This window comes from Streptomyces sp. R33 (genome assembly GCF_041200175.1).
Lineage (GTDB): Bacteria > Actinomycetota > Actinomycetes > Streptomycetales > Streptomycetaceae > Streptomyces > Streptomyces katrae_B.
In genome coordinates this window covers 1,243,900-1,266,624 of the sequence record NZ_CP165727.1, presented here as the reverse complement: position 1 = coordinate 1,266,624, position 22,725 = coordinate 1,243,900, and the positions used below count along the sequence as shown (strand labels likewise).

General features: G+C 74.3%; 18 protein-coding genes. 8 read left to right on the top strand and 10 right to left on the bottom strand.

Features of this window, described 5'->3' with window-relative positions; translation table 11 throughout:
- Positions 1-37: 37 nt before the first annotated feature.
- Positions 38-664 (bottom strand): DUF6629 family protein, encoded by a 627-nt coding sequence (locus AB5J51_RS06270; RefSeq protein WP_369777094.1) that lies wholly within the window; start codon positions 662-664, stop codon positions 38-40.
- 13 nt (positions 665-677) lie between these two features.
- Complete coding sequence (locus tag AB5J51_RS06265) at positions 678-2,183, bottom strand: MFS transporter (protein WP_133895977.1); 1,506 nt, start codon at positions 2,181-2,183, stop codon at positions 678-680.
- Positions 2,184-2,347: 164 nt separating this feature from the next.
- Between AB5J51_RS06265 and AB5J51_RS06260 the strand changes: the two genes are divergently transcribed.
- Positions 2,348-5,911: a S8 family serine peptidase gene (locus tag AB5J51_RS06260; RefSeq protein WP_369777093.1), complete on the top strand. Its 3,564-nt coding sequence runs from the start codon at positions 2,348-2,350 to the stop codon at positions 5,909-5,911.
- Between the two features lie 59 nt (positions 5,912-5,970).
- Here the strand turns inward: AB5J51_RS06260 and AB5J51_RS06255 are convergent, their stop codons facing one another.
- On the bottom strand, positions 5,971-6,666 hold the full coding sequence (locus AB5J51_RS06255; protein ID WP_369777092.1) for an ATP-grasp domain-containing protein: 696 nt from the start codon (positions 6,664-6,666) through the stop codon (positions 5,971-5,973).
- A gap of 170 nt (positions 6,667-6,836) precedes the next feature.
- On the opposite strand from AB5J51_RS06255, the gene AB5J51_RS06250 reads away from it, so the two are divergent.
- The 4 genes from AB5J51_RS06250 (at position 6,837) to AB5J51_RS06235 (ending at position 10,337) form a co-directional block, all read left to right on the top strand.
- Positions 6,837-7,727 (top strand): hypothetical protein, encoded by an 891-nt coding sequence (locus tag AB5J51_RS06250; protein WP_369777091.1) that lies wholly within the window; start codon positions 6,837-6,839, stop codon positions 7,725-7,727.
- 281 nt (positions 7,728-8,008) lie between these two features.
- Positions 8,009-9,274: a cytochrome P450 gene (locus AB5J51_RS06245; protein ID WP_136223804.1), complete on the top strand. Its 1,266-nt coding sequence runs from the start codon at positions 8,009-8,011 to the stop codon at positions 9,272-9,274.
- A 35-nt stretch (positions 9,275-9,309) separates the two neighbouring features.
- Positions 9,310-10,107, top strand: coding sequence for a hypothetical protein (locus tag AB5J51_RS06240; protein WP_136223805.1), 798 nt, complete (start codon positions 9,310-9,312; stop codon positions 10,105-10,107).
- Positions 10,104-10,337 carry a hypothetical protein gene (locus AB5J51_RS06235; protein ID WP_053789931.1) on the top strand — a complete coding sequence of 78 codons (234 nt, stop codon included), beginning with the start codon at positions 10,104-10,106 and terminating at the stop codon, positions 10,335-10,337. The genes AB5J51_RS06240 and AB5J51_RS06235 overlap by 4 nt, the downstream gene beginning before the upstream one ends.
- On the opposite strand, the gene AB5J51_RS06230 is transcribed toward AB5J51_RS06235, so the two are convergent.
- Positions 10,323-11,720, bottom strand: a complete 1,398-nt coding sequence (locus AB5J51_RS06230; protein ID WP_053789932.1) for a gluconate:H+ symporter — start codon at positions 11,718-11,720, stop codon at positions 10,323-10,325. The genes AB5J51_RS06235 and AB5J51_RS06230 overlap by 15 nt on opposite strands.
- A 12-nt stretch (positions 11,721-11,732) precedes the next feature.
- Complete coding sequence (locus AB5J51_RS06225) at positions 11,733-12,308, bottom strand: gluconokinase (RefSeq protein ID WP_369777090.1); 576 nt, start codon at positions 12,306-12,308, stop codon at positions 11,733-11,735.
- Positions 12,309-12,413: 105 nt separating this feature from the next.
- Between AB5J51_RS06225 and AB5J51_RS06220 the strand changes: the two genes are divergently transcribed.
- Both AB5J51_RS06220 and AB5J51_RS06215 read left to right on the top strand, forming a co-directional pair.
- Positions 12,414-13,130, top strand: coding sequence for a FadR/GntR family transcriptional regulator (locus tag AB5J51_RS06220; RefSeq protein ID WP_369777089.1), 717 nt, complete (start codon positions 12,414-12,416; stop codon positions 13,128-13,130).
- A gap of 50 nt (positions 13,131-13,180) precedes the next feature.
- Positions 13,181-14,101: a hypothetical protein gene (locus AB5J51_RS06215; RefSeq protein ID WP_369777088.1), complete on the top strand. Its 921-nt coding sequence runs from the start codon at positions 13,181-13,183 to the stop codon at positions 14,099-14,101.
- On the opposite strand, the gene AB5J51_RS06210 is transcribed toward AB5J51_RS06215, so the two are convergent.
- The 4 genes from AB5J51_RS06210 to AB5J51_RS06195 all read right to left on the bottom strand — a co-directional run bounded on the left by AB5J51_RS06210 (position 14,098) and on the right by AB5J51_RS06195 (position 18,620).
- Positions 14,098-14,958 carry an NAD(P)-dependent oxidoreductase gene (locus AB5J51_RS06210; RefSeq protein ID WP_107093668.1) on the bottom strand — a complete coding sequence of 287 codons (861 nt, stop codon included), beginning with the start codon at positions 14,956-14,958 and terminating at the stop codon, positions 14,098-14,100. The two genes, AB5J51_RS06215 and AB5J51_RS06210, sit on opposite strands and share 4 nt — an antisense overlap.
- A gap of 125 nt (positions 14,959-15,083) precedes the next feature.
- Complete coding sequence (locus AB5J51_RS06205; RefSeq protein ID WP_369777087.1) at positions 15,084-16,211, bottom strand: MerR family transcriptional regulator; 1,128 nt, start codon at positions 16,209-16,211, stop codon at positions 15,084-15,086.
- Between the two features lie 56 nt (positions 16,212-16,267).
- Complete coding sequence (locus AB5J51_RS06200; RefSeq protein WP_369777086.1) at positions 16,268-16,654, bottom strand: VOC family protein; 387 nt, start codon at positions 16,652-16,654, stop codon at positions 16,268-16,270.
- A 64-nt stretch (positions 16,655-16,718) separates the two neighbouring features.
- Complete coding sequence (locus tag AB5J51_RS06195; protein ID WP_369777085.1) at positions 16,719-18,620, bottom strand: ABC transporter ATP-binding protein; 1,902 nt, start codon at positions 18,618-18,620, stop codon at positions 16,719-16,721.
- A gap of 129 nt (positions 18,621-18,749) precedes the next feature.
- Between AB5J51_RS06195 and AB5J51_RS06190 the strand changes: the two genes are divergently transcribed.
- Entirely contained in the window at positions 18,750-20,846 is a 2,097-nt protein-coding gene (locus tag AB5J51_RS06190) for an AMP-binding protein (RefSeq protein ID WP_369777084.1), read from the top strand.
- Here the strand turns inward: AB5J51_RS06190 and AB5J51_RS06185 are convergent.
- Positions 20,762-22,636: a GNAT family N-acetyltransferase gene (locus AB5J51_RS06185; RefSeq protein ID WP_369777083.1), complete on the bottom strand. Its 1,875-nt coding sequence runs from the start codon at positions 22,634-22,636 to the stop codon at positions 20,762-20,764. The genes AB5J51_RS06190 and AB5J51_RS06185 overlap by 85 nt on opposite strands.
- Positions 22,637-22,725: the final 89 nt, after the last annotated feature.

Here is a 22,725-nt window from a genome sequence, read left to right as displayed (position 1 = left end):
GGAAGTCACTACATACGTCTAGGTAACTTTCGGCCTGTCATGTCACAGAGGCGCCGGGCCGGGCGCGCCGTACCCACCCCAGCACCAGCAGGGACGCGACCGCCGCCCAGGCGCACCAGGTGGAGACGAATTCCAGCCGCCACAGCGCTGAGCAGGCCAATGCCCCGGCGCCGAGCACCGCACCGAGGAGCCGCAGCCGCCGCTCGCCCGACAGCAGCAGGGCGCCCAGGGTGGCGAACAGGTAGCCCGCGAGGACGAGCGGTATCCACGGAACATTCACGCCGTAACCCAGGGTGTGACCCCGGATCTCGGCGGTCGCCGGCCGGGTCGCGAGGCAGTACGAGAGCACCGCGGCGGTGGCGAGACCGGCGACGGCCGGCCCCCACGGGAGGCGGCGGTCCGCCGGAGCGGCGGCGAGCAGCACCCCGAACGGCACCCACACCGGCAGCACCGGCAGGGCGATCACCACCCAGGCCGTGGTGGCCGGGCCGCAGCCGCCGCCCGCGTGCCACACCGCGGCCTCCACCAGCTGGTGGGCGCCCAGCAGCAACGGCAGTGCGGCGATCGGCAGATCGCGGGCCCGCCGTACGCGCGCCACGCACACGACGCCCACGGCGGTGATGACCGCACCCGCCGTCAGATCTGCCGTGGCGTTCCAGCACATGGCGGGCCGTCGGTCAGGGCTTCGCCGTCCTCGGGGGTTCGAGCGGCGGGGAGGTCGTCGCGCAGAAGGTGTGGCACTCCGGGTGGCACCCCGCTCCCGGTACGGGCTTGCGTACGGTGGCCCAGGCCACGGCCGCGCCCGCCACGAGCAGCCCCGCGCACCACAGCATGGCCCGCCCGAACGCGGCGTCGAACTCGGACGCCGAGCGGTAGGCGTCCGGCCCCATGCCGGCCAGCAGCGGCAGTGCCGCCACCGCCAGCAGTCCGGCCGCCCGGGCGGCCGCGTTGTTGATGCCGCTGGCCAGGCCCGCCCGGCCGGGGTCCACCGAGGACAGCACGGTCGCCGTCAGCGGAGCCACCAGGGCCACCATGCCCATGCCCATCACGATCAGCGCCGGCAGCACGTCCCGTACGTACGAGGCGTCCGGCCCCACCCGCAGCATCAGCAGCAGCGCCGCCGCGCACAGCAGCGGCCCCACCGTGAGCGGGATCCGCGGACCGATCCTCTCCCCGAGCGCCCCCGACCGGGCCGACAGCAGCAGCATCAGCGCGGTCGTCGGCAGCAGAGCCGCCCCCGCGCCCAGGGCCGAGTAGCCGGAGACCACCTGGAGCTGGAGCACGAAGAGGAAGAAGAACCCGCTGAAGGCCGCGTACACGAACAGCGTGACCACGTTGACGGCGGTGAACTGCCGGGAGGCGAAGATGTCGGGCGGCAGCATCGGATCGGCCCGGTGCCGCTCGACGTACACGAACACGGCGGACAGCAGCACGCCCCCGACGGCCGAGGCGATCACCAGCGGGGACCCGGACCGGGCCTCGATCAGCGCGTACGTCAGCAGGGCGAGGGCGGCTGCCCCCAGGAAGGCGCCGAGCACGTCGAACCGCCCGTGCGCCTGCGGGTCGCGCGATTCCGGTACGTGCCGCAGGGCGATCGGCACGCACACCGCGGCCACCGGCACGTTCAGCAGGAACACCCAGCGCCAGCCGGGCCCGTCCACCAGCCAGCCGCCGAGGAACGGCCCCACGGCCGCGCCCACCCCGCCGAACCCCGACCACAGCCCGACGGCCCGGGCCCGGTCCTCGGCGGCGATCGAGCCCTGGATCAGCGCGAGCGAACCGGGGGTCAGCAGTGCGCCGCCGGCACCCTGAAGGGCCCGCGCGGCGATCAGGACCCCCGCGTTCGGCGCGATCCCGCACAGCAGCGAGGCGCCCGCGAACCACACCACCCCGAGGACGAAGATCCGGCGCCGCCCGAAGCGGTCCCCGAGCGCTCCGCCGACGAGGATCAGTCCGGCCAGGGTGAGCATGTAGGCGTTGGCCGTCCACTGGAGCACGGCCATGTCGGCGTCGAGGTCCACCCCGATCGTGGGGAGGGCGACGTTGACCACGGTCGAGTCGAGCAGGGCCATGGTCGACCCGAGCACGGTGGTCAGTACGATCCACCGGCCCCGGGCGGAGGCGAGCGGCACACCGGGCCCGGCCGGAACGCGTTCTTCCGTGCCCGGCGCTGGATCGGTCATGTCTTCAGGCTGGCCCGCCGGGACCGCGATGGCCACCCCAGGCGCGCAGCATACGGCTCATTAGGCCCTCTTGTAATGAGCATGACCCCTCCTTCACCATGACCGCGCACGTCACGCACGCCCTTCCCGCACAACCTGCACACGGCGTCCGAGGAGGACCACACGTGGCCCAACGCAACAGACGACGATCCTTGCGCGCGGCGCTGGCCGCGCTCACCGCAGCCCTGCTGTTACCCGTCGGCGCGGGCGTGGCGGCAGCCGCGCCGGAACCCGGGCCCACCCCCGGAGCGGCCGAGCGCAAGATCGAGCCGAAGCTCCGCACCCAGCTCGACGACTCCGGCAAAGCCGCCTTCTGGGTCTACCTGGACAGCGCCGCCGACCTCTCGGCGGCGGGCAGGGAACGGACCCGCGCCGCCAAGGCAGAAACGGTTCTGCATGCCAAGCAGCAGCACGCCGCGCGCAGCCAGGCCGAGGTGATCAAAGCCCTGGACGGCGCCAAGGCCGAGTACACCTCGTACTGGATCGTGAACGCCGTCCGCGTCGTCGGCAGCCAGAAACTCGCCGGAACCCTCGCGCAGCGCCCCGAGGTCTCCCGGATCGACGCCGACGACAAGGTCACCCTCCCCAAGCCCGCCGAGGGCAAGCGGGAGAAGGCCGCCGCCGACGCCGTCGAGTGGAACGTCGACCGCATCAAGGCCCCGCAGGTCTGGGACCAGCTCGGGGTGCGCGGCGAGGGCATCGTCGTCGCCAACATCGACAGCGGCGTCGACTACACCCACCCGGCCGTGAACGGCCAGTACCGCGGCAAGAACGCCGACGGCTCGTACGACCACGACTACAACTGGTTCGACCCGGCCGGCGTCTGCCCCACCGCAGCCCCCTGTGACAACAACGACCACGGCACCCACACCATGGGCACGATGGTCGGCGACGACGGCGGCGCCAACAAGATCGGCGTGGCTCCCGGCGCCAAATGGATCGCCGCGAAGGGCTGCGAGACCAACTCCTGCTCCGAGGCCTCCCTCCTCGCCGCCGGCCAGTGGATCGTCGCCCCGACCGACCTGAACGGCCGCAACCCCCGCCCCGACCTCGCCCCGCACATCGTCAACAACTCGTGGGGCAGCGCGACGCACGACGACTGGTACCAGCAGATCGTCGACGCCTGGCGCGCCGCCGGCATCTTCCCCGCCTTCTCCAACGGGAACTCCGGCCCCGGCTGCGCCACCAGCGGATCGCCCGGCGACTACGCGAGCTCCTACAGCTCCGGCGCCTTCGACATCAACGGCGCGATCGCGCCGTTCTCCTCGCGCGGCGCGGGACCCGGCGGCATCATCAAGCCCGACATCGCGGCCCCCGGCGTGAACGTCCGCTCCTCCGTCCCCGGAGGCGGGTACGAGGCCTTCTCCGGCACCTCGATGGCCTCACCGCACACCGCGGCCACCGTGGCCCTGCTCTGGTCCGCCGCACCCGCCCTCGAAGGCGACGTCGCGCAGACCGAGCAGCTGCTGAACGGCACCGCCCAGGACACCGACAACGGCCAGTGCGGCGGCAACGCCGCCGACAACAACGTCTTCGGCGAGGGCAAGCTCGACGCGCTCGCCGCCGTCTCGGGCGCCCCGCGCGGCGCCATCGGCGCCGTCTCCGGCACCGTCCGCTCCGGCGGACAGCCGGTCGCGGGCGCGAAGGTCACCGCCACCGGACCGATCGCCCGTACGACGACCACCGCGGCCGACGGCAGCTACACCTTCCGCTCCCTGTCGGTCGGCGCCTACACCCTGACGGCCGCCAAGTTCGGCTACGGCCAGGAGACCGCCACGGCGACGGTGACCGAGAACGCCACCGCCACCGGTGACTTCACCCTCACCCAGGCCCCCTCCGGCAAGCTCACCGGCACCGTCACCTCGGCCGCCGGACCAGCCGCGGGCGCCACCGTCACCGTCACGGACACCCCGGTGACCGCGACCGCCGACGCGCAGGGCCGCTTCGAGGTCACCCTGCCGCACGGCACGTACGAGGTACGGGCCGCGCACTCCTCCCGCTGCGTCACCGGCGGCAGCGCCACGACCACCGTCGCCGGCGACACCACGGTGGCGGTCACCCTGCCCGAGCGCACCGACGGCTACGGCTACGCCTGCTCCACCGCGGGCAGCCGCCCGTACGCGGCGGGGGACCGGCAGCTCGCGCTGACCGGCGACAACACCACCGAGCGCGTCGACCTCCCCTTCCCCGTCCCGCTGTACGGCAAGACGTACGGCCAGGCCTGGATCGGGACGAACGGCACGGTCAGCTTCGGCGGAAACAACACCGGTGACATCAACGGGGACATCCCGAGCACGGCCACGCCCAACGCGGCCCTGTACCCGTTCTGGGACGACCTGGTCGTCGGCGCGGCCGGCAGCGGCTCGGGCGTCTTCACCGCCGTCACCGGCACCGCCCCGCACCGGACGTACGTGATCGAGTGGCGCGAGGTGTCCCACTGGTCGGCGCAGACCGACAAGTTCTCCTTCTCGGCGGCGATCGGCGAGGACGGCACCGTCGCCTACACGTACAAGGGGACCGGCGGCACCGGCATCAAGGGCGGCTCCACGGCCACGGTCGGCGTGGAGAACGCAGCGGGCACGGACGCCTTCAAGTACTCCTTCAACCAGGCGGTCGTCACCGACGGGCTCGCCATCGCCTTCCGGACCACCAAGAGCGGCGTGGTCGCGGGCCGGGTGCTCGACGCGAACGACGGCAACGGCGTCGCGGGAGCCACGGTGACCGTGGGCACCGGCGACACGGCGGTGTCGGCGACCACGGCGGCGGACGGCGGATACGTCGTCCAGAGCCCGTCCGGGGCGCGGGCGGTGTCCCTCACCGCCCCCTCGTACGAATCCGCGGCGGCGACGGTCGACGTCAAGGCGGCCGACGTCACGACGGTGACGCAGTCGCTGCGCACGGGCCGGGTCACCGCCGCCAAACCCGCGGTGGAGGTCGTCCTCCCCGCGGACCAGAAGCGGACCCGCACCCTCGACCTCACCAACCCGGGCCTCGGCACGGACTTCACGGTGACCGAGGACGCGGCCTGGCTGACGGCCACCCCGGGGACGGGGAACCTGCCGACCGGTGGCAAGGCCGCGGTCACGCTGGCTGTGGACACCAAGGGTCTGGCTGCCGGGACGGTCCTCACGGCCGACCTGAAGATCACCTCGGCCAGTGGGCGGGCGCCGGTGCTCACGGTGCCGGTCAAGGTCGTCGTCCCGCGCTACCAGGTCGCCCTGGACGCGGGCTCCGACTACACGGCCACGGACACCCTGGGCGACAGCTGGTCCCCGGACCGCAAGTACACGGCCGGGTCGTACGGCTACCAGGGCAACTCCTCGGTGAACGCCACCGGCCGCACCATCGCCGGCACGGCCGAGCAGAAGCTGTTCCGCAACGCCCGTGAGGGCATGTACGAATACCGCTTCGACAACGTCCCGAACGGCACGTACACCGTGGAGCTCGGCTTCGCGGAGCTGTCCTCGACGAAGCCGAACAAGCGCGTCTTCGACGTCCTGGCCGAGGGCACGCAGGTCCTGCCGTCGCTGGACATCTCGCTGGAGGCGGGCACGTACACGGCCCTGACCCGGACGTACACGGTCACGGTCACGGACGGGGTGCTCAACGTCCGCTTCGTCGCGCACGGGGGCTACGGCAAGCCGCTGCTGAACTCCCTGCGGGTGACGGACCGCCCCGACAAGAGCTGACGCGGTCGGGCGGGTCTTTTCGGGGGCGGGGCGCCGTGGGGCGCCCCGCCCCTCCCGTGTCACCGCAGGAACGGCCGGTCGCGCTCCGCGACGGTGTGCAGCGGGGCCGCGGCGCGCAGGACGACGTCGAGGGCGCGCTGCGGATCGCAGGTGTACATGCCGCTGGCCCAGGCGGCGTTGGCCTCGATCACCGACCAGCGGCCGTCCGCGACGCCGACGTCGACGACGATCGCGGACGGGAGGGTGACGAAGGGCAGCCGCTCGGCGAAGGCCACCGCCTCAGGAGCCGCCGGGCCGAGGCTCAGGCTGCCGTCCTCCGCGTAGCGGCCCGCGGTGTGCACGGCGCCGTCGAGGAGGTACGTCCGGTACTCGGCCGTGAAGCGCACGACGTCGCTGACCAGCACCTCGGTCTCCGGGTCCACGGCGTCGGGGCCGGGGAGGCGGGAGCCGTCGGCGTAGACGAGGGCCGGGATCGACTTGTCGTTCGGCGACTTCACGAAGACGGGCCGGCGCAGTGCGTAGGCCTCGCGGATCGGGATCAGGCGGACCTCCCGCCCGGTGAACTCCTGCGGCAGCCGCGCCAGCCAGTCCGCCGGGGCCTCCAGCAGGCCGATCCCGAGCGGCGGCGCCACGACGTCGGCGAAGGCCGGACCGGCATGCACATGCCGTGCGCGCAGCCCGTCGGGCACGGCGAAGGTGTCCAGCCGTACGGTGTCCAGCCCGCGCGCGCGGGCGGCCCCCGCCGAACAACACATGCTTTTCCGGCCGCGGGCACGGCCGGGCCGAGGGCAGCCCGCCGTCGGCCATCGGCGTCGGCCGCCGGGCGGCACGTGGCTGGCATTCGGGTGGCCCGGGGGCGAATCAGCGCCGAGTTCATGGCGACGCTCTCGCGAGGGCGGTCGGCGGGTGGCTAGCGTGGGGAACCATGACGCTCCAGAGCGACCATGCCGATGCGGCCGAGCCGGCCGACACAGCCGCGCGAGCCGATGTGGCCGACGCGGTCATGCCAACCGACGGTGCCGAGCGGGCCGGCGGGGGCCGTGGGGCCGCCACGGCCGGCGCGGGCCGGGTGGCCGACGCGGTCTGCGGGGCGGACCTGGCCGACCCCGTCGGTGCGGTCTGCGTGGCGGAGCGGGTCCGGGACGTGGTGCAGGGCGCGGATCCCGATGCGGTGTGGGCCTTCGGGGGGCCGGGCGGGGTTCACGGCGGCACGGCGGGTGACGGCTCGGCCCTCGACGTCGGCGGGCTGGTTCCCGTGCTCGCGCTGTGGCCCGTGATCGGCAGCCTCGTCGCCGAGAACGAGCTGCGGCTGCACACCCCCCTCGCTGCGTACGGGGTCGAAGCCGAACCCGGCGTCACCACCCACCACCTGCTCAGCCACTCCACCGGCCCCGTGGCCCACGCCGCCCTCACCCGTCTCGCCGAGCACCTCACCGGCAGTCCCCTCGCCGAGCTCGCCGCCACCCGCATCTGGCACCCCCTCGGCATGACCGGCACCCGCTTCGCCGACGGCACCCTGCGCGCCCCGCTGGCCGACCTCGGCCGTTTCCTGGTCCACCTCGTCTCCTCGGTGGACCACCCCGTCTCCCGCGCCTGGATCACCGAGTCCCTCCGCATCCGGACGGGCGAGTTGACCCCCTCCCGGGGCCTGCTCTGGCACCCGTCCCGGCACGGCACCTGGTCGTACGGTGAAGCCCCCGCGGTCTGGGTGTCCCCCCGCCTCCACCGCTGGGCGATCCTCCTCCCCACCCACCCCCCGGGCCCCCTCCGCCAGACGTTCCGCGACGCCGCCTTCGCACCGACCCCCTCTCCCTGAGCGCACCTCGAGGCCAGAGGGCGAGGAGGGGAGGTGCTCGTCGAGCGGGGGACGCCGGTCGACGAGGCGGTGACGCCCGTGCGGCGGCGCCGGTCGGCCTGGGCGCTGGGCGCGACGCCTGCACCTCATACCTCCCTCTCCGCCCGGGTTCGGCGTCGCCGCGCTGCTCGTGGGGCCGGACCCGCGCGCGTGGTGCTCGGGGCGCGGTCGCCGCGAGGCCGACGTACGGTGAGCTCGATGTCACCGACCGTTGGTTTCCGGCTGCGCGCGGAGGTACACGGATGCGCACGCTTCACGAGGCCGCCCTCGACGTGCTGCGCGTACGGCGCCGGCGCCCGCCGGAGGACCCCGTCGCCCGGAACGGCCGCCCCGCGCGGCCTCCGGCGGCCCGATCCCGGGGAGGTGGTGCAGCCGTGACCGGTCCTGGTACGACCCAGTCGGCCGTTTCGCGCGGACAGCAGGCGCGGACCGGGCGCGCCGGGTCCGTCCGGTTCGTCGCCGGCCGCGCCCTCCCGCTCTTCGTCCGGGGCTCCGGCGGTGCCCGCCCGGTCTTCTCCGCCGACGCGCTGCGCGCCCTGCGGGCCCGCCACGGCGGGGCTCCCGTCCTCGTCCGCGGGCTGTCAGGGGCCGTGCTCGTCCTGCTGGACCGGCAGGAACTGCGGCAGTTCTACGAAGCCGAGGCCGACGCCGAGGCCGACACCGAAGCCGCGGTGCCGTCGCCCGGCGCCGGCGGGATCCGCCCGTGCGGAGCCGTCAGCAGCATCGTCGCCGAGGAGGCCCGGCACCTCACCGCCGCCGCCACCCTCGACCTGGCCCGCGTCCGGCACACCGTGGCCCGCACCGCCCGGCGCATCGTGCTCGGCGACGCCGCCGCCGCGGGGGACGAGCAACTCACCGGCCTGCTCGGCCGCCTGCGCCGCCGAGGCCGGGAGCGTGCCGGGGCGGCCGACGGGCACACCCGGCTCGGCCGGGCCGGCGCGTACGCCGACCGCGAGGAGCGGGCCCTGCGGGCCATGGACTGCATCCCCGCGACCCTGCTGCGCACCCTGCTCCTGCTCGCCGCCCATCCCGCCGAACAGGACGCGGCTGCGGCGGAAGCCGCCGGATCGGCGGCCCCGGGGGAGCTGCCCCGGCTGCGCGCCTGCGTACGGGAGTGCCTGCGCCTGTACCCCGCGGTGCCCGACCTGATCCGGGTCACCCGCGCCGAGACCGAGTGGAGGGGCGTGCGCCACCCGGCCGGCACCTCCGTCCTGCTGCCCGCCCACTTCCACCAGCGCGACCCGGAACACGTGCCCGCCCCGCACGTCTTCGTCCCGGGCCGCTGGAAGACCCCCGGCGCGGACGAGGACATCCGGATGGCTCCGTTCGGGCACGGCCCGGGCCGCTGCCCGGGCGACCGGCTGGGCCTGCTGATCACCACCGCGCTGTGCGCCGAGGTCCTGCGCCGGCGCCGCATCACGGGCACCCGTCCGGTGCTCGACCCGCCCGGACCGCTGCCCGTGGCGCTGGACCCGCGCGGCATCCGGCTCACCCTCACCCGCCGCTGACGCCACCCTCCCCACCGACATCCCGCGAGGATTCCATGTCCGACGCCGCGACCTCCGCGCCCACCGACCCGGACGCCGAGCTGCTCGACGCCCTGTGCCGCGAGCTCGCCGAGGCCGCCGACGCCGTCGGCGAAGCCGCCCGGCACGCCTCCGAACTGGCCCTCGGCCCCCGACTCCCGGCCGCAGCCCTGGGCCGCCGCAGGGCCCGTGCCCGCGCCCGCTCCCGGCGCGGCTGGCGCACCCTGCTGCGCACCCTCACCGATCCGGCGGGCCTGGGCTGGGCCCCGCGCGGCCGGGGTGTCGCGCGGGCCGGCTGGTTCGCGGGGATCCTCACCGGCCGCGAGAGCCTCGCCGTCAGCCTCGCCGTCTGCGGCCTCAAGGCCCGGATCCGGGTGGCGAGCGCGGGCCGCCCCGATCTGCTGGACGACCCCGACTGCGCGGCGATCCTGCGCGCCGTGGACGAGGACCGGCAGGCGGCGGCCGTCCGGGTGTTCCGCCGACTCGTGCGGGACCGGGGAGCGGAGCGGGCGTTCGCGCTGCTCTCCCCGTCCTTCGCCGACCTGCTCGCGTGGAACGCCCTGACCGACGTGAACCCCTTCAACGACCACGCCGGCTGGCAGGTGGCCACCGGCCGCGCGGTGCCCGCCGAACCGCTGCTCGGACTCGGCGCCGCCGTACGGGCGTTCCTCGACCGGGACCGCGACCGGGATCGCGATCAGGTCCCACGTCCCACCCCGGCCGCCCCGGCCGCCACGCACAAAGGCTGCGTCCACACCATCGGCCTCATCGGCACCGGCGGCATCCTCCTCGTCCAGCCCTGGCGCAGCCGGTGAGCCCCGCCACGAGGCTGCGGTCCGGGCCGCCGGATCCGGCCGACGGCCTGCGCAGCCACTCCGCCGTCCTGCGCGGCCACGCGTTCCGGCTGCGCGCGGCAGCCGAGGCGCTGGACTGGCAGGGCCCGCAGGCCGACGCGTTCCGCGCCGAGGTCGCCGCCCTGGCCGATCGCTGCGCCACCGCCGCGAACGGCCTCGCCGTGGCCGCCGCGCAGCTACAGGACGAGTGACAGCAGCAGGACGAAGCCCAGGCCGACCACCGAGATGATGGTCTCCATGACCGACCAGGTCTTGATCGTCTGGCCGACGGTCATTCCGAAGTACTCCTTGACCAGCCAGAATCCGGCGTCGTTCACGTGGCTGAAGAACAGCGAGCCCGACCCGATCGCCAGCACCAGCAGGGCCGTCTCCGTGGTCGACATGCCCGCGGCGAGCGGGGCCACCAGCCCGGCCGCCGAGATCGTGGCGACCGTCGCCGAGCCCGTCGCCAGCCGGATGGCCACGGCGATCAGCCAGGCCAGCAGCAGGGCCGGGACGGACCAGTCCTTCGACAGCTCCAGGATCATCCGGCCGACGCCCGCGTCGATCAGGGTCTGCTTGAAGCCGCCGCCCGCGCCCACGATGAGCAGGATGCCCGCGATCGGGGCCAGCGACTTCTCCACCGTCGTCGCGATGCGCGCCTTGCCGAACCCGGCTGCCCGGCCGAGGGTGAACATGCCCACCAGCACCGCCGCGAGCAGCGCGATCAGCGGGGATCCCGCGACGTCCGTGATCCGCTGCAGGCCGTTCTCCGGATCGTCGACAACGATGTCGACGAATGCCTTCACCAGCATCAGCGCCACCGGCAGCAGCACGGTGAACACCGTCGCCCCGAACCGCGGGCGGTGCTCGAGCTCCGCCGACGGCCGCTGCGGGATCATGTGCTCGGGCGCCGGGATGTCCACCCAGCGGGCCGCGTACTTCGAGAACAGCGGCCCGGCGATGATCACCGTCGGGATCGCCACCACCACGCCGAGCGCGAGCGTCACGCCCAGGTTCGCGTGCAGCGCGTCGATGGCGACGAGCGGACCGGGGTGCGGCGGGATCAGCCCGTGCATCACGGACAGGCCGGCCAGCGCCGGGATGCCGATCCGCATCAGCGAGTAGTTGCCGCGCTTGGCCACCAGCAGCACCACCGGGATCAGGAGCACGATGCCGACCTCGAAGAAGAGCGGCAGCCCGATCACCGAGGCGATCAGCACCATGGCCCACGGCATCGCCCGGCCCTTGGCCTTGGCGAGGATGGTGTCGACGATCTCGTCCGCGCCGCCCGAGTCCGCGAGCAGCCTGCCCAGGATCGCGCCGAGCGCGATCAGTACGCCGACCCCCGCGACCGTGGCGCCGAGCCCGGCGGTGAAGCTGGCGATGGTCTTGTCCAGCGGAGCGCCCGCGAACACCCCGAGGGCGAGCGAGCCGATCGTCAGCGCCAGGAAGGCGTGCAGCTTGAGGCGGGTGATGAGCAGGACGATGACGGCGATGCCCGCGAGGACGGCCAAGCCCAGCTGGGCGTTCCCGGCCGAGGTGATCGGGGCGGGCGCGGCCGCTGCCAGTATCTCGGCGCTGAGACCTGTCACGGTGAGGGTTCCTTAGCTTTCTCGGGAGGGAGCGGTGGGCGGGCACACGCCGGGCAGCGCGCACAGCGCGGCCAGGGCCCGTTCGGTGATCTCCTCGGGTGATCCGGACACGTCGACGACGACGCCGAGTTCGTCCTGCTGGAGCGGCTCCAGCGTGGCGAACTGCGAATCCAGCAGGGCGGCGGGCATGAAATGGCCCGTGCGGGCCGCCATCCGCCGCTCGATCAGCGGGCGCTCTCCGGTGAGGTGCACGAACACGGCGTCGGGCGCGGCGCTGCGCAGCCGGTCGCGGTAGGCGCGCTTGAGCGCCGACGAGGCCACCACCGCGCCCCGTCCCGCGGGCCGGGCGCGGATCCACTCGCCGATGGCGTCCAGCCAGGGCCACCGGTCTGCGTCGTCCAGCGGGATCCCGGCGGACATCTTGGCGACGTTGGCCGCCGGGTGGAACGCGTCGCCCTCTACATACGGGAGACCGAGCGCGTCCGCGAGCAGCCTGCCCACGGTCGTCTTGCCCGTGCCGGCCACGCCCATCACCACCATCACGCGCTGGGTGCCGCTCACGTCGTACCTCGCTGTCTTCGTCGACATCGGTTCGTGCGCCCTCACTGAAGCCCATTAAGTAGTACTTATTCAAGAGTCTGGCAGTAAACATCACATCTTTTGTTCACCGAAGGGTGACCGTACGCTTACTCCATGACCACTGACGGCCAGGGACTCCACTCCCACGTGCTGGACACCCTCGGCCTGGCGATCACCGCGGGGGAGCACCCGCCCGGCACCGTGCTGCGCACCGACGAGATCGCCGAGCGCTTCGACGCCTCGCGCACCGTGGTCCGCGAGGTCGTCCGCGTGCTGGAGTCCATGCAGCTGGTCGAGTCCCGCCGCCGGGTCGGCGTCACCGTCCGCCCCGCCGAGGAGTGGAACGTCTACGACCCGCGCGTCATCCGCTGGCGTCTCGCCGGCACCGACCGCCCCCGCCAGCTGCGCTCCCTGACCGTGCTGCGCTCCGCGATCGAGCCGGTCGCGGCCGGCCTCGCCGCCGCCCGGGCCACCCCCGACCAGTGCGCCGCGCTCACGGAGGCCGCCCTCGGCATGGTCCGCACCTCGCGCGGCCACCAGCTCGACGGCTACCTGCACCACGACATCGCGTTCCACCGGATCGTGCTGAACGCCTCCGGCAACGAGATGTTCGCCCGGCTCGGCGATGTCGTCGCCGAGGTCCTGACCGGCCGTACGCAGCACGCGGTGATGTTCCACGACCCCGACCCGGCCGCCGTCACCCTGCACGTCCGGGTCGCCGAGGCCGTACGGGAGGGCGACGCGGCCCGCGCCGAGGCCCTGACCCGGCAGATCGCGGTGGGCGCCCTGGAGGAACTCGACGTCCTCGCGCCGGCGCCCACCTCCCCGTGACGGGCCTCCCGGCCGACGGAACGGAACAAGTCATTCAATAGAGTCGGGCCATGAAGTTCTTCCGGTCCAAGTCGGCCACCTCGTACGATCCCCATCTGCCCGCCCTGACGGCCCGCCAGGCCGAGCACCTCCGGGAACTGGTGCACCGTCACCACGCCGACCAGGGCGCGCAGGTCACCGTCACCGGCGACTGCGTCCACGCACCCCAGGGCACCCGGGCCCTGCACAACCTCGCCGAGTTCGTGCGCCGCGCCGACCCGCGGGACTGGCCCCGCATCGTGGAGCAGCACTTCACCGCCCTCGACAACGCCTCCCGGTCGACGGCGGACGCCCCCGACCGGACGCTGCGCGGCGCGTACCTGCGGCTCGTCCCCGAGGACGCCATCCCGCCGCAGGCCGCGCCCTCCTTCAGCTACGCCCGCCGCATCGCGCCCGGACTGCTCGAGACGCTCGCACTCGACCTTCCCGACGCCGTACGGATCCTCGACGACCAGGACGTCGCCCGCATCGGCCTCGAGGCGCTGCGCACCGCCGGCCGCGCCAACCTCGTCGCCGAGCCCGTCGAGTACGAGACGACGCGCATGCAGAGCGGCGGGCTGCTGCACATCGTCTCGGGCGAGTCCATGTTCGTCGCGAGCAAGGCGCTGGTCCTCGACGAGCTCGTCCGCTCCGTGACGGGGAGCCCGCTGCCGGACGACGGCGCCCTGTTCACCGTGCCCAGCCGGCACCACCTCGTCTTCCACCCGCTGGCGGACCACCACGTGGTGGACGCCGTCAACGACCTGGCCGCCTTCGGGCTCGGCGCCTACCAGGACAACAATCCGGGCCCCCTCTCACCGCGGCTGTACTGGTGGCGCCAGGGCGCCGTGACGAGCCTGACGCAGATCGACGACGCGACCCGGTCCTTCTCCGTGGTCCCGCCCGACGAACTGATGGCGGTCATGCGCCGCCTGCACGCTGCGAACGCCTAAGGCGTCTGCTCGAAGCCGGCGAAGTAGGCGGCGGCCATGTCCTGTTCGGCATGGCCGGCCGCCGCGGCGCGGTGGAGGCGGGCCGCGGCGGCCCGGGCCAGGTCGACGGCCACGCCCGCCCGGTCCGCCGCCTCCGCGATCAGGCCGGTGTCCTTCTCGGCGCCGTGCACCGTGAAGCTCGGGGCGAAGTCCCGTTCCAGGACCGCCTTCATCTTCGCCTGGAGGTACGGGTTGTCCATCGGGCCGCCGGTCACCGCCTGTGCGAACAGGCCCGGATCCACCTCCAGCCCCTCCGCCAGCGCGAGGGCCTCGCCGACCGCCGCCGTCAAGGTGATCGCGTACCCGACCGTGGTCAGCTTCAGGCGGGTCGCCGCCCCGGCTTCCTCCCCGGCGCGGAGCGTCTTGGCGCCCACCGCGGCGAACACCGGCTCCAGCCGCGGATCCGCCGGCCCGGAGGCCAGGACCACCAGCGTCCCGGCCTCGGCGGGCTGCCGGGTCCCCTGCACCGGGGCGTCCACGAACACCAGGCCGTGCTCCCGGGCGAGGCCGGCCAGTTCCTCGAGCGCGGCCACGCCGACCGTGCTCATCTGCGCCCATACCTGCCCGGCCCGCAGCCCCGGCGCGGCTGCGGCCATCGCCTGCGCCACCGCCGCGCCGTCCGTCAGCATGGTCAGCACCACACCGGCCCCGGCGACCGCCTCGGCGGGGCTGTCCACGACGACCGCGCCTTCGGCGGCCAGCGGCTCGGCCTTCTCCCGGGTCCGGTTCCACACCCGCAGCCCGAGCCCGGCCCGCAGCAGGTTCCGGGCCATCCCCGAGCCCATGATCCCGGTGCCCAGCAGCGCGACAGTCTCCACGGCGACACTTCCCTTCCCAGTACGTCCGGTTGCCCGTCCAGTCTGGACGCCGCGCGCCACCGCCGGGTCACCCCGCGCCCGGGGCCCGTGCCGTGCATGCGGCCGGACGACCTCCGTTTCCGGACTCACGGGGCCCGGCCTCCGCCGGCCGGGCGGGCGGGCAGGGCGACGGGCATGACCAGCGTCGTGAAGCTGCCCTGGTCGGCAGAGCGGACCAGGACCGGGCGGGCGGGCGCAAAGGAGATCTCCAACAGGACGTCCGGCCCGACGGCGGCCTCCAGCGCCGGTGCCAGCACCGCCGGGTCGAAGCCGATCCGCACCGGCTCGGCCTCCTCGCGCACGGCGGCCAGCCGGGCGGCGCAGACGCCGGTGTCCGGCCGGGACACGAGCAGCCGGTCGCGGCCCAGTTCCACGGCGACGGCCGGGACATCGGCCCCGCACGTGTCGAGAGCGGCGATCAGCGCGGCCCGGTCCACGACCACGCGGTGGGCGGGGCCCTCGAGGGCCGCCAGCATCTCCCGGTACGCGGGGAACGCGCCGTCGGCCGGGACCACATCGCGGGAGCCGCCGGGATGCCGGATCGTGAACGGGATCCCGGACCCCTCGGGGCCTGCCGTCACCGTCACCTCGGCGGCCCGGGCCGCCCATGCCCCCAGTGCGACCAGGGCGTCCGCCTCGATCAGGAACCGGCCCGGCGGACCGGTCAGCGCCGAGGGGCGCAGCGTGCGCAGGGCGAACCGGTAGCGATCGGTGGCCACGAAGCGGACCTCGTCCTCCTCGAACTCCAGCAGCACACAACCCAGGACGGGATGTCCGGGATCCCGCCCGGCGGCAGGCGCCACCTGCCGGGCCGCGCTCGCCAACTCGGCTCCGCCGAGCGTGAACTCGGTGACCCCCGGTCCGCCGGGCAGCCCGCCCAGCACTGCCCGGATCGCCTCGTCGGCGGCCCGCCCGCGCTCCCGGACCGCGGCCCGGTGCCGCTCCAGCACCTCCCGGGCCCCCTCGGCCGGCCCGTCGAGTACGGCGACCACGTCGGCCAGCGCCAGCCCGGCGGCGCGCAGATCGCGCAGCAGCGCGGCCCGGGGCTCCTGCGCGGCGGTGTAATGGCGGTAGCCGGTCAGGGGGTCCACGTGGGCGGGCAGCAGCACGCGGCAGTCGTCGTAGAAGCGCAGGGCGCTGGGTGCGAGTCCGACCCTGCGGGCGAACGCGCTGATGGTCATCAGGTCGGGCGGGGTGTCGCGGGTGTCATCCATGACGGCGATTGTCGACTTTCATCCCGCTTGAAGGTCAACTCGCCGCCAGACACCCCCTAGCCCTCGGCTGCCGCCGCTTTGCGCGGGGTCGTCTGCTGCACCGCCCAGCCGTTGCCGTCGGGGTCGGAGAAGTAGACGAACGAGCCCCACGGCATGTCCTGGATCTCCGTCACCTCGATGCCCCGGCCGCGCAGGTCCGCGTACGCCTCCTCGATGTCGGTGACGACGACCTGCATGTTGTCCAGCGAGCCGGGGGCCATCCGGGTGAGGCCCCTGCCCAGGGCGATCGAGCAGGCCGACCCCGGCGGGGTCAGCTGCACGAAGCGGATGTCCTCGCTCACGGTGACGTCGTGATCGGCGTGGAAGCCGACCCGCTCGTAGAAGGCCTTGGCCCGGTCGACGTCGGTGACGGGGACGGCGACCAGCTCCAGCTTGATGTCCATCGGTGCTCCACGTGCTCCACGGTCGGTGGTCGGCAGGGGCCCGCCGCATGAGGGCCTCCCGGCATCATGCTCCCGCAGCCGGTACGGCGCCGCCCGGTGCGGTGTCCGACGCGGCGAACTGGGTCCGGTACAGCTCCTCGTACCGGCCGCCCGCGGCCAGCAACTCCGGGTGCGTTCCGCGCTCCACGATCCTGCCGTCCTCGACCACCAGGATCAGGTCGGCCGCCTGTACGGTCGACAGCCGGTGCGCGATGACCACCGCGGTCCGGCCCGCCAGGGCCTCGCCGAGCGCCTCCTGCACCGCCGCCTCCGAGGTGGAGTCCAGGTGCGCCGTGGCCTCGTCCAGGATCACCACCCGCTGCCGTGCCAGCAGCAGCCGCGCGATGGTCAGCCGCTGCCGCTCGCCGCCCGACAGGCGGTAGCCGCGCTCGCCGACCACCGTGTCCAGGCCGTCCGGGAGCGAGGCGACCAGCCCGTCCAGCCGCGAGCGCCGCAGGGCCTCCCAGATCTCCTCCTCGCCCGCATCCGGCCGGGCCAGCAGCAGATTGGACCGCACCGACTCGTGGAACAGGTGACCGTCCTGGGTGACCATGCCGAGCGTCTCCCGGATGGAGTCGGCCGTGAGGTCCCGTACGTCGACCCCGCCCAGGCGGACGGCGCCCGCGTCGGCGTCGTACAGCCGCGGCAGCAGCTGCGCGATGGTGGACTTGCCGGCGCCGGACGAGCCGACCAGGGCGATCATCTGCCCGGGCTCGGCGCGGAACGACACCTCGTGCAGGACCTGCGTGCCGCCCCGGGCGTCGAGGACCGCGACCTCCTCCAGCGAGGCGAGCGAGACCTTGTCGGGGGAGGGGTAGCCGAAGGAGACCCGGTCGAACTCCACGGCCACCGGCCCGTCCGGCACCCGGCGTGCGTCCGGCTTCTGGGCGATCAGCGGCTTCAGGTCGAGGATCTCGAAGACCCGCTCGAAGCTCACCAGGGCGCTCATCACCTCGACGCGGGCCCCGGCGAGCGAGGTCAGCGGGGCGTACAGCCTGGTGAGGAGCAGCGCGAGGGCGACGACGTTCCCGGCGTCCAGGGTCCCGCGCAGGGCGTAGTACCCGCCGAGCCCGTAGACGAGCGCGAGCGCGAGGGCCGAGACCAGGGTGAGCGCGGTGATGAACGCCGACTGGGCCATCGCCGTACGGATCCCGATGTCCCGTACGCGCGCCGCCCGCGCCGCGAACTCCGCGGACTCGTCCGCGGGCCGCCCGAAGAGTTTGACGAGGGTGGCGCCCGGCGCGGAGAAACGCTCCGTCATCTGCGTGCCCATCGCCGCGTTCAGCGCCGACGCCTCCCGCTGCATGGCGGCCATCCGAGCCCCCATCCGGCGGGCCGGCAGCACGAACACCGGCAGCAGGACGAGCGCCAGCAGGGTGATCTGCCAGGAGATGCTCAGCATCACGGCCAGCGTCAGCAGCAGGGTCACCGTGTTGGCGACCACCCCGGACAGGGTGTTGCTGAACGCCCGCTGCGCGCCGATCACGTCGTTGTTGAGCCGGCTGACCAGCGCCCCGGTCCGGGTCCGGGTGAAGAAGGCCACCGGCATCCGCTGCACGTGGTCGAAGACAGCCGTCCGCAGGTCCAGGATCAGCCCCTCCCCGAGCGTGGCCGACAGCTTGCGGGTGAGCAGCCCGAGCCCCGCCTCCGCGACCGCGATGACCGCGATGAGCAGGGCGAGCCGGGTGACCGCACCGCTGTCCCGGCCGTCCACGATGGCGGTGACCACCCGGCTCGCGAGGACCGGCGTGGCCACCGCGAGCAGTGCGGTCACGACGCTGAGCAGCAGGAACAGGGTGAGCCCGCGGCGGTGCGGGCGGGCGAATGCGGCGACCCGGCGCAGGCTCGCCCGGGAGAGCGGGCGCCGGTCCTGCTGGGCGTTCATCGCGCTGTGCAGCGATGTCCAGGCGGTGACTTCCATGTCCATGGTGGGAACGCTAGGACCTCAACCAAACTCGAGGTCAACCTTTTGGCCGGATCGGTACCGAACTCCCGCTCGTACGGGGGATGTTCACGTCTCCGGCCCGCTGTCGGCGGCGGGTGTCATCATCGGGGGATGACGCAGGGATCGACGCAGGAACCAGGGTCCGATCGCTCCGGCCGGGCCACCGCCGCCACCGTCCTGGACCTCTTCGAGCAGCAGGCACGGGACACCCCGCAGGCATACGCCGTCATCGCCGGCGCGGACAGCATCACCTACGGACAACTCGACGCCCGCGCCAACCAGTTGGCGCACCATCTCATAGCCGGCGGGCTGTCGCCCGGCGCCGTCGTGGCGATCGGGACCGCCAGGCGGCCCGAACTCGTCGTCGCCCTCCTCGCGGTCCTCAAGGCCGGCGGGGTCTACACGGTCATCGACGTCGAGGTCCCGCTCACGGGGCAGCGGCAGCTCTCCGCCGGCACGCCGTACGTCCTGCTCACCCACGCCGCGCACCACGCCCGGCTCGACGACGGCAGCGGCCTGCGGGTGATCCGCCTCGACACGGAGGCGGCCGCGATCACCGGCCGGCCCACCGAACCCCCGGAGCGGCCCGTGCCCGGGACGGCGGCCGCGGCCGTCCTGTTCACCGGAGCGACGGTGCCGCGCGCCGTCCCCGTCGGCCACGCCCGGCTGCTCGCCGCCCAAGAGGGCTGGGCCGAGGTCACCCGGCCGGGCCCCGAGGACCGCCACCTGATCACCCCCGGAGCGGACGTCACCGCCTTCGCCGCCGGCTGGACCCGGGCCCTGTGCTCCGGCGGCGCCCTCGTCGTGCCGGAGCGCGGGCCCTGGACGCCCGAGGGGATCCGCCGGGCCGTCGCCACCGAACAGGTCAGTGTGGTGCACACCGACCCGGCCGGGGCGGCCCGGCTGCTCCTGCACCCCGCGAGCGGCGCCGGATCCGGCTCCTCGGCCGCGCCGCGCAGGCAGCGCCGCGACCCCGACCCGGCCCTGCGGTCGCTGCGGCTGGTCACGGTCACCGGGGACCGGCTCTTCCTCGACGAGCAGGCCGCCCTGCAGCGCACGCTCCGCCCCGGCGCCCGGCTGCTCAACGTCTATGGACCCACCGACACCGCGGGCGTCGGCGCCTGGTTCGAACTGCCCCAGCTGCCCCGCCCGTTGGACGACCCCGAGCAGATCGCCCTGATCGGCACCCCGTTCCCCGGCTGCCGCGTGGACCTGCGCGACGGGGAGATCCACCTCACCCCGCCCGACGGCGGCGATGCGATCCCCACCGGCGACCGCGCGGAAATCCGCCCGGACGGACTGCTGGAGTTCCGCGGCCGCATCCGGGACCAGCTCACCGTGGCCGGTGCGGTGCTCCACCCGCACGCCGTCGAATCCGTCATCCGGACCCACCCGGACGTCGGCGCCGCACTCGTCGCCAAGGTCCCGGACCGCGACGGTACGGGCCGACTGGTCGCCTACGTGGCCCCGCCCGCCGACGAGCACTCCTGGCCCCCGGGCGCCGGCCTGCCGGACAGCGGTGAGCTCCGTGCCCACCTCACCGGGAAGGTGCTCCCGACGCGGACCCCGAGCGCCGTGGTCCGGCTGCGCACCCTGCCCCGCAACCGCGCGGGCCAGGAGAACCGGCAGGCCCTGGCGAAGCCCGCGCTCGCGGCGAAGCCGGGCGAGGGGGGCGCCGGAAAGTACAGGGCCGCCGTCAGCGGCAACCTCACGGCGTTCGGGATCGTCTGTTTCGGCGTTCCGTTCCTGGCCGGCACCGGCCTGCTCTTCTTCATCCTCTCCAAGATCTTCTGGCCGGGCGCGACCGACCTGAGCGGTGTGCCCAACCCGTGGGCGTTCCTCTTCTTCGTGCTCTACCTGTTCGAGGGAGCCGCGTTCGCCGCCGGGCTGATCTTCCTCTTCACAGGCCGCGCGCTGATGATGCGCCACGGCCCGGGCGCGAGCCCGGGCCAGAGGCCCGGCTCCACCGCGGCCGCGCACCTGGCGGTGGTCTACCTGCTCATCGCCTGGTGGCCGCAGGACAACTCCTACCGGCTCGCGGCCAAGCAGGACTGGCCGGTCCAGGCCGCGCTCGTCTACCTCTTCAACATCCCGCTGATGATCGCGGCCGTCGTCGTCGCCCTCTACGTCACCCGGAAACCGCCTTCGCCGTTCGACTTCGACGAGGCCGACGAGGCCGACGACGCCGAGGGCTCCACCACCCGCTGATCCTCGGCGAACGCCGCCCCCACCGCGAGTGCCTCCGCCCGCACCAGTGTCTCGGCCGCGTCCAGCACCTCCCTGCTGTGCGCGGCCACGAACACGCCCAGCCAGGGCGCCGGGTCGAACGCTCCGGTCGGGATGGCGGGGAGGAACACCGCCCCGAGCTCCGTGCAGCGCCGGGCCAGCATCTCGCACAGCTCCTCGAGCGGGGCTTCGGGCAGCCGGGCCCCCAGCTCCACCCGGTCCACGATCCGTACGAGATGGCCCGCGCCCCGCAGCGCGTCGAGCCGGGCCGCCACCATGAAGGCGACGGACGGCCCGGTGAGCCGCAGGTTCGTCTCGGTCGGCGCCAGCCGTCCCGCGCCGTCGGCGACGAAGTCCACGTCGAACCAGCCCCGGTAGCCGGCGGCCGCCAGCTCCCGTCCCACCGCCTCCCCGAAGGCGAGCAGCGGCTTCTCCGCCCATGCGGGCACCACCCCGGGGCCCACCGTGGCGCCGCGGTACCCGGTGCCCGCCACGTCCATCACCGCGCCGCCGGCCTCGTGCACCCGGCCCGCCCCGTCCACGAACCCGTCGTACGTCAGATCGCGCGGTGCGCCGGCTTCCGTCGGGCCTGCCACGTACTCCTCCACCAGCAGCGGCCCGCGCGGCAGAGCACGCAGGACCGCGCGGGCGCCGCCGGCCGCCCGGACCCGGTCGGGCGTCACCACGGTGGTGCCCGAGCCGCCGACACCGTGCTCCGATTTGAGAACGGTGCTCTCGCCCGCCTCGGCCCGGGCGGCCAGCAGCCGCGCCGCGGCCCGCCGGTTGGCGGCCCGCCACTGGGCGGGGAGCACGATGAGGGGGTGCCCGCCGCCCGCCAGGGTCCGCGCGAACAGGCCGTGCGCCGCCGACTTCGACTCGTACCGCAGCTCGCGCGGCCGCCACGGCCGCCCGGTCAGCCGCGCGAAGGCCTCCGTCCGGCCCCACGGTACGAGGGGCAGCCCGGCCGCGGTCAGCCGCCCGGCCAGCGCCGGGCGGGCCCGTACGGCATCCGACAGTCCGGAACCCCCGTCCACCAGGCCGTCGTACACCTCCGGCCCCTCCCCTTCGGATCCCTCCCACTCCAAGACGTGGCAGACCCGGTCGATCCAGTCCCGCGGCACCGCCCCGGGCAGCACCAGCGCCCCCGGCCACGGGCTGTAGAACGCGGCCAGGCAGGCGTAGTGGTGCGCGGCCCGCTGTTCGCGGTCCAGGGAGGCGTCGGCGAACTGCGCGTTGTACTCGGCGACATTGCCGACGTGCACGGCCGGTCCGCCGCCGGTCCAGGCCCGTGCCCAGCCGGCGAGCGGCGCGGGCGCCGCCTCGAACCGCACCAGGCCCGCGGGCACGTCCTCGTCGCCCGGCCGGCAGGACGCCGGTGAAGCCAGCGCGCCCATCGCCCGGTAGAACCCCGCCGCATGCGGATCGGCGTCGATCAGCAGCCTGCGGAACCCCAGTGCGGCAGCCCGGCGCAGCGCATCCCGGTACAGCCGCCGCCCCACGCCCCGTCCGACGGACTCCGGCTCCACGAACAGCAGCCCCAGCCTGGCCACCGGCGCCGTGCCCTCCAGGGAGGCGAGCCCCAGCACCCGGCCGCCGGACGCGTCTTCGGCCACCACGATCCGGCGGTCCGCCACCTCATCGGCCCGGATCCGCAGTTCGTGCGCGAAGGAGGCCAGGAGCTCCGCGTCGTACCCCCAGTACCCCTTGGAACGCAGCACCAGCGCCGTGAGCGCCTCCGCCTCACCGGCCCCCGCCGCTCTGAGCTTTACCATTCCCTGACCTCCCCATGGTCTGCCGTAAGACCGTGCGATAGATTCGGCCACCCTGACGGCAGGTGCGCGTCAGGTACGGCAGGACCTTC